Origin of the sequence: Mesorhizobium sp. M7D.F.Ca.US.005.01.1.1, from assembly GCF_003952545.1 — a bacterium.
Classification (GTDB): domain Bacteria; phylum Pseudomonadota; class Alphaproteobacteria; order Rhizobiales; family Rhizobiaceae; genus Mesorhizobium; species Mesorhizobium loti.
In genome coordinates, this window is sequence record NZ_CP034453.1 from 559,172 (window position 1) to 572,262 (window position 13,091).

At 62.3% G+C, this 13,091-nt stretch carries 12 protein-coding genes; 6 read left to right on the forward strand and 6 right to left on the reverse strand.

What is annotated here, in order from left to right; genetic code table 11:
• Positions 1-30 precede the first annotated feature (30 nt).
• Positions 31-1,065: an aldo/keto reductase gene (locus tag EJ076_RS02555; protein WP_126066800.1), complete on the forward strand. Its 1,035-nt coding sequence runs from the start codon at positions 31-33 to the stop codon at positions 1,063-1,065.
• 39 nt (positions 1,066-1,104) lie between these two features.
• Here the strand turns inward: EJ076_RS02555 and EJ076_RS02560 are convergent, their stop codons facing one another.
• A complete protein-coding gene (locus EJ076_RS02560; RefSeq protein ID WP_109664374.1) occupies positions 1,105-1,497 on the reverse strand; it encodes a DoxX family protein in 393 nt (130 codons plus the stop codon).
• 125 nt (positions 1,498-1,622) lie between these two features.
• Positions 1,623-1,895, reverse strand: coding sequence for an usg protein (locus tag EJ076_RS02565; protein WP_109664371.1), 273 nt, complete (start codon positions 1,893-1,895; stop codon positions 1,623-1,625).
• Between the two features lie 314 nt (positions 1,896-2,209).
• On the opposite strand from EJ076_RS02565, the gene acs reads away from it, so the two are divergent.
• Together acs and EJ076_RS02575 are read left to right on the forward strand one after the other, a co-directional pair.
• Positions 2,210-4,165 carry an acetate--CoA ligase gene (gene acs, locus EJ076_RS02570; RefSeq protein ID WP_126066801.1) on the forward strand — a complete coding sequence of 652 codons (1,956 nt, stop codon included), beginning with the start codon at positions 2,210-2,212 and terminating at the stop codon, positions 4,163-4,165.
• Positions 4,165-4,914 carry an MOSC domain-containing protein gene (locus tag EJ076_RS02575; protein WP_126066802.1) on the forward strand — a complete coding sequence of 250 codons (750 nt, stop codon included), beginning with the start codon at positions 4,165-4,167 and terminating at the stop codon, positions 4,912-4,914. Before acs ends, EJ076_RS02575 begins: the two co-directional genes overlap by 1 nt.
• Here EJ076_RS02575 and EJ076_RS02580 read toward each other — a convergent pair whose 3' ends face one another.
• From EJ076_RS02580 to EJ076_RS02590, 3 genes are all read right to left on the reverse strand, one after another.
• A complete protein-coding gene (locus EJ076_RS02580; protein ID WP_126066803.1) occupies positions 4,915-6,183 on the reverse strand; it encodes a cyclopropane-fatty-acyl-phospholipid synthase family protein in 1,269 nt (422 codons plus the stop codon).
• A 368-nt stretch (positions 6,184-6,551) separates the two neighbouring features.
• A complete protein-coding gene (locus EJ076_RS02585) occupies positions 6,552-8,027 on the reverse strand; it encodes a pilus assembly protein (RefSeq protein WP_126066804.1) in 1,476 nt (491 codons plus the stop codon).
• A gap of 292 nt (positions 8,028-8,319) precedes the next feature.
• A complete protein-coding gene (locus tag EJ076_RS02590; protein ID WP_109664351.1) occupies positions 8,320-9,189 on the reverse strand; it encodes a transglutaminase family protein in 870 nt (289 codons plus the stop codon).
• A 166-nt stretch (positions 9,190-9,355) separates the two neighbouring features.
• On the opposite strand from EJ076_RS02590, the gene EJ076_RS02595 reads away from it, so the two are divergent.
• The gene (locus EJ076_RS02595; protein WP_126066805.1) at positions 9,356-10,021 is read left to right on the forward strand and encodes an HAD-IA family hydrolase; all 666 of its coding nucleotides are present in this window, start codon (positions 9,356-9,358) and stop codon (positions 10,019-10,021) included.
• 172 nt (positions 10,022-10,193) lie between these two features.
• Here EJ076_RS02595 and EJ076_RS02600 read toward each other — a convergent pair whose 3' ends face one another.
• Positions 10,194-10,415, reverse strand: coding sequence for a DUF1674 domain-containing protein (locus EJ076_RS02600; RefSeq protein ID WP_109664342.1), 222 nt, complete (start codon positions 10,413-10,415; stop codon positions 10,194-10,196).
• A 105-nt stretch (positions 10,416-10,520) separates the two neighbouring features.
• Here EJ076_RS02600 and htpX point away from each other — a divergent pair, with 105 nt between their 5' ends.
• Complete coding sequence (htpX, locus tag EJ076_RS02605) at positions 10,521-11,540, forward strand: zinc metalloprotease HtpX (RefSeq protein WP_126066806.1); 1,020 nt, start codon at positions 10,521-10,523, stop codon at positions 11,538-11,540.
• The gene (locus EJ076_RS02610) at positions 11,537-12,925 is read left to right on the forward strand and encodes an RsmB/NOP family class I SAM-dependent RNA methyltransferase (RefSeq protein ID WP_245462947.1); all 1,389 of its coding nucleotides are present in this window, start codon (positions 11,537-11,539) and stop codon (positions 12,923-12,925) included. Before htpX ends, EJ076_RS02610 begins: the two co-directional genes overlap by 4 nt.
• Positions 12,926-13,091: the final 166 nt, after the last annotated feature.

The following is a 13,091-nucleotide window of genomic DNA, read 5'->3' on the forward strand; positions in this document are numbered from 1 at the left end:
CCTTCATTCCACACCATCAGGAGTAAAAAGATGGACTATCGACGTCTCGGTGCATCGGGCCTGAAAGTGCCCGCACTCTCATTCGGCGCGGGAACTTTTGGCGGTTCCGGCCCGCTGTTCGGCGCCTGGGGCAACAGCGACGCCAGCGAGGCGCGGCGGCTGATCGACATCTGCCTGGAGGCCGGCGTCAACCTGTTCGACACCGCCGACGTCTATTCGAACGGCGCCTCGGAAGAGGTGCTTGGCGAAGCGATAAAGGATCGCCGCGATGCCGTGTTGATCTCGACCAAGACCTCGCTGCCGATGGGCGATGGGCCGGCCGACTACGGCTCGTCGCGTGCGCGGCTGATCAGATCCGTGGATGATGCGCTGAGGCGCCTCGGCACCGACTACATCGACCTTCTGCAGCTGCACGCCTTCGATGCCGGCACGCCGATCGAGGAGGTGCTGTCGACGCTGGACCAGCTCGTGCGCTCGGGCAAGCTGCGCTATGTCGGCGTCTCCAATTTCTCCGGCTGGCAAGTGATGAAGTCGCTGGCCGAGGCTGACAAGCACGGCTACCCCCGCTACGTAGCGCATCAGGTCTACTATTCGCTGGTCGGCCGCGACTATGAATGGGAGCTGATGCCGCTCGGCCTCGACCAGGGCGTCGGCGCGCTGGTGTGGAGCCCGCTCGGCTGGGGCCGCCTGACCGGCAAGATCCGCCGTGGCCAGCCTTTGCCGAAAAAGAGCCGGCTGCACGACACAGCAAGCTTCGGGCCGCCGGTCGAGGACGAGCATCTCTACCAGGTCATGGATGCCCTCGACGCGGTGGCGCAGGAAACCGGCAAGACCGTGCCGCAGATCGCCATCAACTGGCTGCTCCAGCGCCCGACCGTGTCGTCGGTCATCATCGGCGCCCGCAACGAGGAACAGCTGCGCCAGAATCTCGGCGCCGTCGGCTGGACGTTGACGCCGGAGCAGATCAGGACACTCGACGCGGCAAGCGAAGTCACGGCCCCCTACCCGTATTTCCCCTATCGCCGCCAGGAAGGTTTCGCCCGGCTCAACCCGCCGGCGGTCTGATATTTTTTGCTCAGGCCGCGCGTTGCGCGGCCCGATAGCCTACCCCCAGATTGGCCAAAGCGCTGCCTGGCCGCTGCCGATCAGGGCAATGATGATCAGGCAGACGACCCACAGCGCCGGATACTCCCAGCCACCGCCCGCATTGGTGAACCAGAAACCATTTTTGCCGTGGACGAGCACGATCGTGCCTAGCATCAGGGGAATGAGCAGAATGGCCGCCAGCCGCGTGGCGACGCCGAAGATCAGACCAAGACCGCCGGCCGTTTCGGCTGCGATGGCGATCAAGCCGAAATAGCCGGGTACGCCGAGCGACTGGAAATAATCGGTTGTGCCCTTGGGCGTGAAGACGAAGTACTTCAGATAGGCATGGGCAAGAAACAGGCCGCCGACGCTGACACGAAGCAGCAGCGCGGCATAGTCGAACGCGGTCATGTCCGTTCTCCCGATCGCGGACGCGCCTTGGGCACTCTGCCTTGCCGCGCCACCTGCGTAGGATAGCCGACAGCGGCGCTGCTGTCGCGGGACCAGAATGGAAACAGACCGTCTGCGGCCGCCGTTCAGTGAAGCACGAACTCGCCGTCCACCTTGCGCCATTCATTCGGCGCGATCAGCTTCTGGTGCGTGTAGCTGATCGAATGCAGCGGCCCGTCCAGCTTGGCCTTCCAGAATTCGATGAACTTGATCAGCACCGGAAATTGCGGCGCCAGATCATAGTCCTGCCAGATGAAGCTCTGCAGCAGATGCGGATGGTCGGGGAAATGATAAAGAATCTTGGCCGTGGTCAGGCCATAGCCTTTGAGCATCAGGTCCATTTCGGAATGGTCGCGCATGGCAGTCCCCTTGGGCGGTCCCTGGTTGAGTCTCCTTTCCTCCCAACGTCAGAGTGTGCGCGCCGTTGCTTAACTGTCTATTGATTTTTCCTGATCGAGAACGAGTTTTCCGCGCGAAAACATGCGGTTAGCAGCGAGCCCGCCCGAGTGCTGACAGCGGCAGGCAAATTGCCTGCGGCATCCCGCCGCGCGAATCCAACGTCTAATATTGCGATGACGGGCGAACTGGTAATAATGCCGCGAATTCGCGGCAGCTTTGTCGCGATCCCGCCGGCGTTTCAAGCCGGCGGATTGGTTTGGGAGGAAGTGAAGAAATGTCCGAGGTTCATGTCCATCGCGTCCAGCCGGCGTGGAAGAAAAACGCGCTGATCGATAATGACACCTACCTGAAATGGTATGCCGACAGCGTCAAGTCACCGGACAAGTTCTGGGGCAAGCACGGCAAGCGCATCGACTGGTTCAAGCCCTACAGCAAGGTCAAGAACACCTCCTTCGACGGCAAGGTCTCGATCAAATGGTTCGAGGACGGGCTGACCAACGTCTCTTATAACTGCATCGACCGGCACCTGAAGAAGCGCGGCAACCAGACCGCCATCATCTGGGAAGGCGACAATCCCTACGACGACAAGAAGATCACCTACAACGAGCTCTACGAGCATGTCTGCCGGCTCGCCAACGTGATGAAGAAGCACGGCGTCAAGAAGGGTGACCGCGTCACCATCTACATGCCGATGATCCCGGAAGCGGCCTATGCGATGCTGGCCTGCACGCGCATCGGCGCCATCCACTCGATCGTCTTCGGCGGCTTTTCGCCGGATGCGCTGGCCGGCCGCATCGTCGATTGCGAATCGACCTTCGTCATCACTGCCGACGAAGGCCTGCGCGGCGGCAAGGCCATTCCACTTAAGGAGAACACCGACAAGGCGATCGACATCGCCGCCAAGAATTTCGTCATGGTCAAGAACGTTGTCGTCGTGCGCCGCACCGGCGGCAAGGTCGGCTGGGCGCCGGGGCGCGACGTCTGGTATCACGACGAGATCGCGACGGTGAAGGCCGAATGCAAGCCGGAGAAGATGAAGGCCGAGGATCCGCTGTTCATCCTCTACACCTCCGGCTCGACCGGCAAGCCGAAGGGTGTGCTGCACACCACCGCCGGCTACCTCGTCTACGTCTCGATGACGCACCAATATGTCTTCGACTACCATGACGGCGACATCTATTGGTGCACCGCCGATGTCGGCTGGGTCACCGGCCACAGCTACATCGTCTACGGCCCGCTCGCCAACGGCGCCACCACGCTGATGTTCGAAGGCGTGCCGAACTATCCGTCGCAGTCGCGCTTCTGGGACGTCATCGACAAGCACAAGGTCAACATCTTCTACACCGCCCCGACGGCGCTGCGGGCGCTGATGGGCGCCGGCGATGCGCATGTCACCAAGACGTCGCGCAAGTCGCTGCGCGTGCTGGGTTCGGTTGGCGAGCCGATCAATCCGGAAGCCTGGGAGTGGTATTTCAACATCGTCGGCAACGGCAAGGTGCCGATCGTCGACACCTGGTGGCAGACCGAGACCGGCGGCATCCTGATCACGCCACTGCCCGGCGCCACCGACCTCAAGGCAGGCTCGGCGACGCGGCCGTTCTTCGGCGTCAAGCCGCAGCTGGTCGACGGCGAGGGCAACGTGCTGGAAGGTGCTGCCGACGGCAATCTGTGCATCACCGATTCCTGGCCCGGCCAGATGCGCACCGTCTATGGCGATCATGATCGCTTCATCCAGACCTATTTCTCGACCTACAAGGGCAAGTACTTCACCGGCGATGGCTGCCGCCGCGACGCCGACGGCTATTACTGGATCACCGGCCGCGTCGACGACGTCATCAACGTCTCCGGCCATCGCATGGGCACGGCCGAAGTCGAATCCGCACTGGTCAGCCACGACAAGGTTTCGGAAGCCGCCGTCGTCGGCTATCCGCACGACATCAAGGGCCAGGGCATCTACTGCTACGTCACGCTGATGGGCGGCGAGCAGCCGAGCGAGGAGTTGCGCAAGGAACTCGTCGCTCATGTCCGCAAGGAGATCGGCGCCATCGCTTCGCCCGACAAGATCCAGTTCGCGCCCGGCCTGCCGAAGACGCGCTCGGGCAAGATCATGCGTCGCATCCTGCGCAAGATCGCCGAGGACGATTTCTCAGCCCTTGGCGACACCTCGACGCTGGCCGATCCGGCCGTCGTCGACGACCTGATCGCCAACCGGCAGAACAAGAAGGCTTGATGCAGGACGAGGCCGCACTGGGCACTGTCAGTGAGCTCTGGCGCTATCCAGCGAGTTCGCTTGCCGGTGAGCGCCTGGAAACAATCTCGGTCGACGTCGAGAGCATCGACGGCGACCGCGTGTTCGGCCTTGTCGATGCCACCGACAATGAAATCGCCCGGCCGGATCGCGACGCGAAATGGCACAAGGTGCCGCGCATCCGGACCCGGCTGTCGCCTGCCCGCGAACTCGAGATCGCCATCCCGGACGGCGACTGGCTGGCTGCGCCGGGTATCGAGAGCGACAGCGCGGTGTCGGCCTATCTTGGCTTCGAGGCCTCGATCCGGCCGTTTCGCCGGGAGAATGCCGCGCCTGATTATTCCGGCCCGCTGACCGCGGAGCGCTACCGCAAGGCGCCGATCCATCTGTTGACCACGGCTTCGCTGACACGCCTGAAGGCATTGCATCCGGAAGGGACCCCCGATCCGCGCCGTTTTCGTCCCAACATCGTCGTCGACATGGCGGCAATCGAAGGATCGTTTCCAGAGACGGAATGGATCGGCCGCAAGCTGGCGATCGGCGACCTGTTGCTGACCATCTCGGAACCCTGCCGCCGCTGCGGTTTCACCATCATCGCCCAGGATGGCTTCGACAATGATCCCGGCATCCTGCGCAATCTGGTCCGCCACAACGCGCACAATCTCGGCGTCTATTGTACGGTCGATCGGCCGGCCAGCATCGAGGTCGGCGACACGATGCGCTTCATCTGATCATTGGTATAGATCCGCCCTTGTAGACGGCAGCCCGCTCGAGCCACGCGCGCGCTTGGTGACGACAGTCTGGAAAATCTGTGCCGAGGCACGTTCGAAGGTGATCGAACAGCCGGTCAGGTAAAGCAGCCACAGCCGCGCCTTGGCTTCTCCCACTTCGGCGATTGCCTCGTCGAACCTTGCATGCAGGCGCTCGGCCCACAGCCTGCAGGTGCGGGCATAGTGTTCGCGCAGGTTCTCGACATCGTAGACGAGGAAGCCGTGGGCTTCGAGATTGCCGAGCGTCATGCCGATCGTGTCGAGTTCGCCGCCGGGGAAGATGTATTTGATCAGCGCCTTGAACTCCGGACCCTTGCGCAGGGTTTTCTTGATGTCGCCCTTGCTGCGCCTGGTGATGGCATGATGCAGATAGATGCCGCCCGGTTTCAGCAACCGGTGGATTGTGGAGAAGTAGGCGGCATGGTTGGCGAGCCCCAGATGCTCGAACATACCGATCGACGATATCTTGTCGAAGCTACCGGTAAGCTCGGCGTAGGATTTTATTTCAATCGTGATCTTGTCCTCCAGCCCCTCGGCGCGAATGCGCTCACGGGCAAGTTGCGTCTGGGCTTCCGACAACGAGACACCGTGGCCGACGACGCCGTAGTTCTTCGCGGCATGGATCAGCATCGCTCCCCAGCCGCAACCTATGTCGAGCAGCCTCTCGCCGGGCTTCAGCCGCAGCTTGCGGCAGATATGGTCGAGCTTGTCGATTTGCGCCTCATCGATGCTGTTGGCGAAATCCTTGAAGTAACCGCAACTGTAGACCATGCGTTCGTCGAGAAAGAGCCGATAGAAGGCATTCGAGATGTCGTAATGATGCTGGATCGCTTCCTGGCTCGAACCGCTGACGAAGGGATTGCGCCCCGAAAGATCGGTCCGCGCCGTCATCTGTTTCCTTGAAAACAGCACGGCTGGCAGATCACGCAGGATCGCCAGCTTCGGCAATGTCTTGAGTTTCGACCTGAGTTTGCCTTGCGAAGGCAGGGCATAGAAGTCAAACAGCGATCCGTCTTCGATGTCGACCGCCTTGGAAATCCACATCTCGATCAGCGTCGAGAAGGCGGGACGGCGGACCACCTGCCAGACAATGTCCGGGTCGTTGACGGTGAGCACGGGGCCGGTAGCGGGGCCAATGCGCTCGCCGGTCCACAGCTTGACAGCAAAGCCCGGCTTCAGCGTTTCAACAACCGTTCGAACAATTCGCGCGGCCTTGTCGGTGGCGTCCATGCTTCCTCCCCGAAGCCAGAGCGCCAATGTTGTCTGTTTGCCACTGGACTGCAAGCCGCCCGTCTTGTCAGCCTGTCTGGAAAGACACACACCCGGCTTTTTGAGGGTGGCACCTTGCCATTTCCCAAATGAGACCCCATCATCTCCGTGTGTTCAACAAATCGAAAGGAGGTGATCCGATGTCGAGTGATTTCGTTTTCCAGAACGTGGCCTCAGCGGATTGCACTTTCGGGAAGCAGTCTTCCCGTTAAGGCGCGAGATGCGCGGCGGGTGACCTCTTGAGGTCGCCGCCATAGGGCCGCGCCACGGACGGAAACACGGAAGGCCGCCGGCTTCGCAAGAAGCGGCGGCCTTTTCCTTTTTGCGGATTACTGGGTCAGGACGACCTTTTCGGTGTTGCGGATGATTTCCTGAAAGGCGTCGTTCAATTCTACTCCGGTGGATACCTCGAAGTAATGCCTGTTGGTGGACACGTCCTTCGACGAACAGTCCTTCAGCACCGCCTTTGCCTGGTCCCGCTCGGTCGCCGACATGTCCTTGTCGTTCAGATCGAAGCCGATGGTGAAAATCTCGATGCCGTCATTCTTCATGTTGCCGCACAGCGTTTCGGCGTTGCCGCGCGCAAGGTTGCCCTGGCTGTTGTAGCTGCCCCCCGCACCGGCGAAGGCAGTATTGAACTGGCCATCGGTCATCAGGATCGCAACCTTGGCGATCTTCTTCGCATTGGCATCCGAGGCGCCTTTGCCGAGACCGGCATTCTCGATCGCGGCGCGCCATTGCGGCGACAGCATATAATAGGTCCACTGAATGGCGATCGCGCCGGCCGTATAACCGTCGGCCTGGAAGTCGTCGATCGAATCAATCAATGCATCGGAATTCGCGGTCAGCGGGATCACTTCCGCATCAGGGCACCTGTTCATTCCCCCACCACTGAGATGATCATCCCGGTTGACCAGGGCATAATATTTCTTGCCGGTCCTGTCCGTGCGAACCGTCTCTGGGCCGTCGGCGCTCAAATCCGCATCACCGTTTTTGTCCTTGCGCTCCGTCGTGCAATTATCGGGGTGTGGCATCGCCGCGCCAACAATGGAGATGTAGTCGCTGAAGGACGGCAGCAAATCTTTGCCCGTCTTGGCGACGAGAAGCGAACTGCCGGCGACCGGTGGCAGCTCAGAGCTCCCTTGGTTCTCGGCATAGACGTTTTCCGCCAGCTTGCCGGCGTTCACGCCAGATGCGTAGGGTACAATCGCGACGCGGATGCGGGGGTTCTTCGGATCCTGGTTCTGGAGCATCGTCTGAACGGCGTTTCTTGCAGCTGCTTTCAGATCGCCGATCTTGTCGACCTTGCCCCGCTTCGCCATCGATCCTGTTATGTCTAGCATCATCGCCACTTCGACGGTCTTGTCCGAATAGAGCGCCGTTGTGGAAGCGGTGACGCGTTTCATGTCACCCGTGCCAAAAATCGGGAAATACAGCGCGACATCGACATGGGCGTCGGCTTGGACCGTCTTGGCGGTACTGTTGACCGTCAGTCTGTCGAGCACGATCTGGTCGACCTGCAGGATGCCCGCCGTGCTGTTGGCATCGAGAAAGGCCTGAACCGATTTGTTGGCATCGGCCTCCTTGATGGCGCCGGTCGTCAGGTCGCGTGCGGTCGATGTCACGGCGGCATCGACCACGCCCTGCAGGCTCGATCTGGCATTGTACAGCTGAGAGACGTTGACGGAAAAGCCAACGCCCAGCGCCAAGACCGAGGCAGCAAGGCCGAACAGGACTGCGAAATTTCCACCGCGATCCCTGGCGAACCCACCGACCGCGTGAACAAGACCCCCGTAATTCCGCATCCTACAGCCTCCGCTCGCCTCGGCCTCGTCGCCGTGGAAAGGCCAATGCAGGAATCCGGCCGGATTGCGCGGTCGCTTCCGCGCAGCCCGGGATCAGGCAATCAAACTGTTGTTTTTGCTTGGGTTACGAAGGATGTAAGGTAAACAATAGGTAAACGGAAATTCAAGGAAGCGACTTCGTTTACGAAGCGCTTACCATGATCGACGGCATGTCGATCCGGGTCCCGATCCGGCACAGAGGCTCGAAGGATGCAGTGTCTCGAAGCGGATCAGAATCCGGCTGCGAAAAGCTCTAGGCCAGCATCCGTGCGCTGGCCGTCCTGTCGATGCCGTGATAGGGCGGGTTGAACAGATTGCCTTCCTGTTCGTAGGTCCACACCTTGAACAGGCCGAGCCGATGCGGGCCGAAGCTGTGCAGCAGCGGCACGTCGGTGGCGTCACGGCCGCGCGCGATGACGACGCGGCCGGTCCTCGGCGTGTTGTGGCGGGCATCGAACGTGTACCATTTGCCGTCGAGGAACACTTCCAGCCAAGCCGAGAAATCCATCGGCGCCGGATCGACCGGCACGCCGATATCACCGAGATAGCCGTTCACATAGCGCGCGGGAATGTTCATGCAGCGGCACAGCGTGATCGCAAGATGGGCAAAGTCGCGACAGACGCCGACCCGCTCCTCATGCGCCTGCGCTGCGGTGCGGGTCGACCGTGCATAGCCATAGCCGAACGACAGCCGGTTGTGGACATAGTCGACGATCGCCTGCACGCGCGCCCAGCCGGGCGGAAGATGGCCGAAGAGCTGCCAGGCCAGGCCGCTCAGATGATCCGTCTCGCAATAGCGGCTGCCCAGGAGATAGAAAAGCACCTCGTCGGGCAGGTCCGCCACCGGCACTTCACTGGCCAGTGTGTTGACCTCGTCCGTTTCGCCGCTGTCCTCGACGACCGCGTCATACAGGATACGAAAACCACCGGCGGGCGCCGTGAAGCGGCGGCAGGCATTGCCATGCAGATCGTGGTAGAGCTTGGTTGGCACCGAAGGCGAGGTCAGCACGCGCGTCTGCCGCTTGATGTCGGCCTGGCGGTCCTTGTGGACTTCGAGCAACGAAATCACGGGGGTGGCCTCGGTGCATTCAATGGCGATTTCGTAGCCGAGCCGGATCAGCATCGCAGTCCCCCTTCGGTCGTCGTGGAAAACAGTTTTGCTCAAACGCGAAAAGACTGGCCATGGTTCCCTGGGCCGATCGAAAAGCCCGGCCCGTGTCTTCCCCTGCCGTGGCCAAGACGTTAGGTTCGGGAACGCCACAAGCGCTCCCCCGGACTCAAGGAAAACCATGTATTCAGGCAGAAAATTCGCGGCCTTCCTCTTCGATATGGACGGCACGCTCATCAATTCCATCGCCTCGGCGGAACGGGTGTGGAGCGATTGGGCACGCCGCCAGGGCCTCGACGTCGCCGCCTTCCTGCCGACGATCCACGGCGTGCGGGCGATCGAGACCATCACCGGCCTGGCACTTCCAGGCGTCGACCCGGCGCACGAGGCCGACCTGCTGCTGAAGGCCGAGGCGGCCGATCTGGATGGCATTCTCCAGATCGCCGGCGCAGCCGCGTTTCTCAATTCGCTGCCCCCCGAGCGCTGGGCGATCGTCACCTCCGCGCCGCGCGAACTGGCGCTGTTGCGCATGCAGGCTGCCGGCATCCCTGTCCCGGCCGTCATCGTCGCGGCGGAAGATGTTTCCCGCGGCAAGCCGGCGCCCGATTGCTTCCGGCTTGGCGCGGAACGGCTCGGCTTCGATGCGCGCGACTGCCTCGTGTTCGAGGATGCTCCAGCCGGCATCACGGCAGCCGAGGCGGCGGGCGCGGCGGTCATGATCATCAACGCCACGCACAAGCATGCGCGGCAAAGCCAGCACGCCGCGATAGGAGGTTACGAGGGGATCGGCATCACCCTCGACGAAAACGGCTGGATCGCGCTTGAGCCGCAGCGCAGCGCCGCCTAGCCAAGGGTGTATTGAGATTCAGGTCAGGCCGAGTCGGAGTCGAAGACGGGCGCGTAGCGACCAAACAAGACGGTTTCCGAGAACCGGAGCGGAGCGCACTTGAAGGACGTGAGCACCGGAAGCGCAGGAAACCAACGCTTTCAGGCCAGCATCACCTGAATATCAACATCCCTTAGAAGTCGCTGGTCAGGCCCTTCACCTCCCAGTCGCCATAGCGGCCGGGCTCCTTGCCGCCACGGCCGCCGATCTCCTTCGGCGCGGCTGCTTCCTTCTCCAGATATTTCACGCGTCTTGCCTCGGCTTCCGCGAGCGCCCGTCTGGCTTGCGGCGTCAGCGCCTTTGGCTCGACATCATGGCCAAGGTCGGCATCGATTTTACTGGTTTCGTCGTTCATGCGATATTTCCGGCGGATTGAAACAGGACCAGGCGTTTCCCATCATATAGCGATGAACGCACACGGATCGACCCCCTTTCACCACCAGTTGGACAGGAGCAGACGATGAACACGCTTCGCACCGCCATGCTTCTTGCCGCGATGACGGCGCTGTTCATGGGCGTCGGCTTCTTGATCGGCGGAACCGGTGGCATGATGATCGCCCTGCTGATCGCTGCCGGCACCAACCTGTTCAGCTACTGGAACGCCGACAAGATGGTGCTGTCGATGAACCGTGCCGTCGAGGTCGACGAAGGGAACGCGCCCGAATATTACGCCATCGTCCAGACAATGGCCAAACAGGCCGGCCTGCCGATGCCGAAGACCTATCTGATCGACAACCCGCAGCCGAATGCCTTCGCCACCGGCCGCAATCCGCAGAACGCGGCAGTGGCTGCCTCTACCGGCCTGTTGCAGGCACTGACGCCTGAAGAGGTCGCCGCTGTCATGGCGCACGAACTCGCCCATGTGCAGCATCGCGACACGCTGACCATGACGATCGTCGCCACCTTTGCCGGCGCTATCTCGATGCTCGGCAATTTCGCCTTCTTCTTCGGCGGCAATCGTGAAAACAATCCGTTCGGCATTGTCGGCGTGCTGGTCGCGATGATTGTGGCGCCCTTTGCCGCCATGGTCGTGCAGATGGCGGTCAGCCGCACCCGCGAATATGAGGCCGACCGGCGCGGCGCCGAAATCTGTGGACACCCGCTCTGGCTGGCTTCCGCCCTTGACAAGATCGCCCGCGGCGCCGAACGCATCCGCAACCCCGATGCCGAGCGCAATCCGGCAACCGCGCATCTCTTCATCATCAATCCTCTTTCCGGCGAGCGCATGGACAGTCTGTTTTCCACCCACCCGAGCACCGACAACCGCATCGCTGCCCTGCAGGCGATGGCACAGCAGATGGGAGGGAGCGAAACTCAAGCTCAGCGCCAGACCCCGGCACCACCACGGCAGGCGGACGAACAGCGGCCGTCAGGCCCGTGGGATCAGGCAGCACGGCCCAAGCAGCCTGCGGAGCCCGCCAAGCCGAAATCCAACCCGTGGGGCCGCAACCCGACCGGACCCAAGGGCCGGTGGTCGTGAGCGTGGCGGACAGAGGACCTCGACGCACGGGTTCAGGCGATCAGGAACACAGGGACGGCGGCGACTTCGTTGCCGGCCTTGCCGCCCGCAAGGCGGCGGCACGCCTGCTTGCCGCCGTCATCGACGCCAGGACACCGCTCGACGGCCTGACCGATCACGAAAACGGCCACCCGCAATACAAGGCGCTCGACCTGCGCGATCGCGGCCTTGTCCGCGCCATTCTGGTTACAGCGCTGCGCTATCGCATGACCATATCAGGGCTGCTGGCGCGGCGCCTGGAGAAGCCGCTGCCGCCCAACGCCACCGCTTTGTCGCACATATTGCATGTGGCGGCGGCACAGATCCTGTTCCTCGACATTCCCGACAGCGCCGCAGTCGACCTGGCCGTGACCCACGCCAAGTCCGATCCGCGCACAGTGCGTTTCTCCGGCCTGGTCAATGGCGTACTGCGCACCTTGGCGCGCGCCAAGGAAACGGAACTGCCTGCCGCCCTTGCCGCCACCGACGAAGCGCCAAAATGGTTTTCCGACCGGCTGAAGGCCACCTATGGCACCGAGAAGGCAAGGCAGATCCTGGAAGCCCACCGCGTCGAGGCGCCGGTAGACTTTTCGGTCAAGGCCGATCCCGAGCTTTGGGCCGAAAAGCTCGGCGGCATCGTCCTGCCGACTGGCACGGTCCGGGTGGAGAATCTCGTTGGGCCGGTCACCGAACTGCCAGGCTTTGCCGACGGCGCCTGGTGGGTCCAGGACGCCGCGGCCAGTCTGCCTGCACGGCTGTTCGGCGATGTCAGGGGCTTGCACATTGCCGATCTCTGCGCCGCCCCCGGCGGCAAGACCGCGCAGCTCATTCTCGCCGGCGCCAAGGTCACCGCTGTCGACACCTCGAAGAACCGGCTGGTGCGGCTGACGCAGAATCTCGACCGCCTCGGCCTGTCCGCCGAGATCGTCCAGGCCGACCTGCTCAAATACGAACCGAAGGAATTGTTCGACGCCGTTCTCCTCGATGCGCCCTGCTCGTCGACCGGCACGGTGCGCCGGCATCCGGACGTGCCATGGACCAAGACGGCGGCCGATGTCGAAAAACTCGCCGACCTGCAACGCAGGCTGCTCGCCCGCGCTGTCACTCTGGTGAAACCCGGCGGCAGGATCGTCTTCTCCAACTGTTCGCTCGATCCGCTCGAAGGCGAGGATCTCTATCGCGCCTTCTTGGCTGGCGCCGCTGAAATAGCCAACGATCCGGTACAGCAAGGCGAGATCGCCGGCATCGATCCGTTCCTGACGCCGCAAGGCACGCTGCGCACCACACCCGCCGACCTTGACCTCGGCGCACCGGAGCGCTCGGGCCTCGATGGCTTCTTCGCCGCTCGCATGCGTCGAGCCGGCTAAATGCATGTCGCCCAAAAGTGCGCAGCGGTTTCGGGACGACGACATGCATAACAGAAAACCAAAGCGCGCTGCGTCAGACCGGTCGGGCGCGACGCGCTTTCATTTAACTACCTGGATTTGCTGTTTTTTTTAGGGAGAGTCGGCGGCAAAACCGGGTGAACCGGCG

Bases quoted from the DNA above. Each gene is read 5' to 3' on its own strand.
- EJ076_RS02555 (WP_126066800.1), top strand. From the start codon at position 31: ATGGACTATCGACGTCTCGGTGCATCGGGCCTGAAAGTGCCCGCACTC.
- EJ076_RS02560 (WP_109664374.1), bottom strand. From the start codon at position 1,497: ATGACCGCGTTCGACTATGCCGCGCTGCTGCTTCGTGTCAGCGTCGGC.
- EJ076_RS02565 (WP_109664371.1), bottom strand. From the start codon at position 1,895: ATGCGCGACCATTCCGAAATGGACCTGATGCTCAAAGGCTATGGCCTG.
- acs (WP_126066801.1), top strand. From the start codon at position 2,210: ATGTCCGAGGTTCATGTCCATCGCGTCCAGCCGGCGTGGAAGAAAAAC.
- EJ076_RS02575 (WP_126066802.1), top strand. From the start codon at position 4,165: ATGCAGGACGAGGCCGCACTGGGCACTGTCAGTGAGCTCTGGCGCTAT.
- EJ076_RS02580 (WP_126066803.1), bottom strand. From the start codon at position 6,183: ATGGACGCCACCGACAAGGCCGCGCGAATTGTTCGAACGGTTGTTGAA.
- EJ076_RS02585 (WP_126066804.1), bottom strand. From the start codon at position 8,027: ATGCGGAATTACGGGGGTCTTGTTCACGCGGTCGGTGGGTTCGCCAGG.
- EJ076_RS02590 (WP_109664351.1), bottom strand. From the start codon at position 9,189: ATGCTGATCCGGCTCGGCTACGAAATCGCCATTGAATGCACCGAGGCC.
- EJ076_RS02595 (WP_126066805.1), top strand. From the start codon at position 9,356: ATGTATTCAGGCAGAAAATTCGCGGCCTTCCTCTTCGATATGGACGGC.
- EJ076_RS02600 (WP_109664342.1), bottom strand. From the start codon at position 10,415: ATGAACGACGAAACCAGTAAAATCGATGCCGACCTTGGCCATGATGTC.
- htpX (WP_126066806.1), top strand. From the start codon at position 10,521: ATGAACACGCTTCGCACCGCCATGCTTCTTGCCGCGATGACGGCGCTG.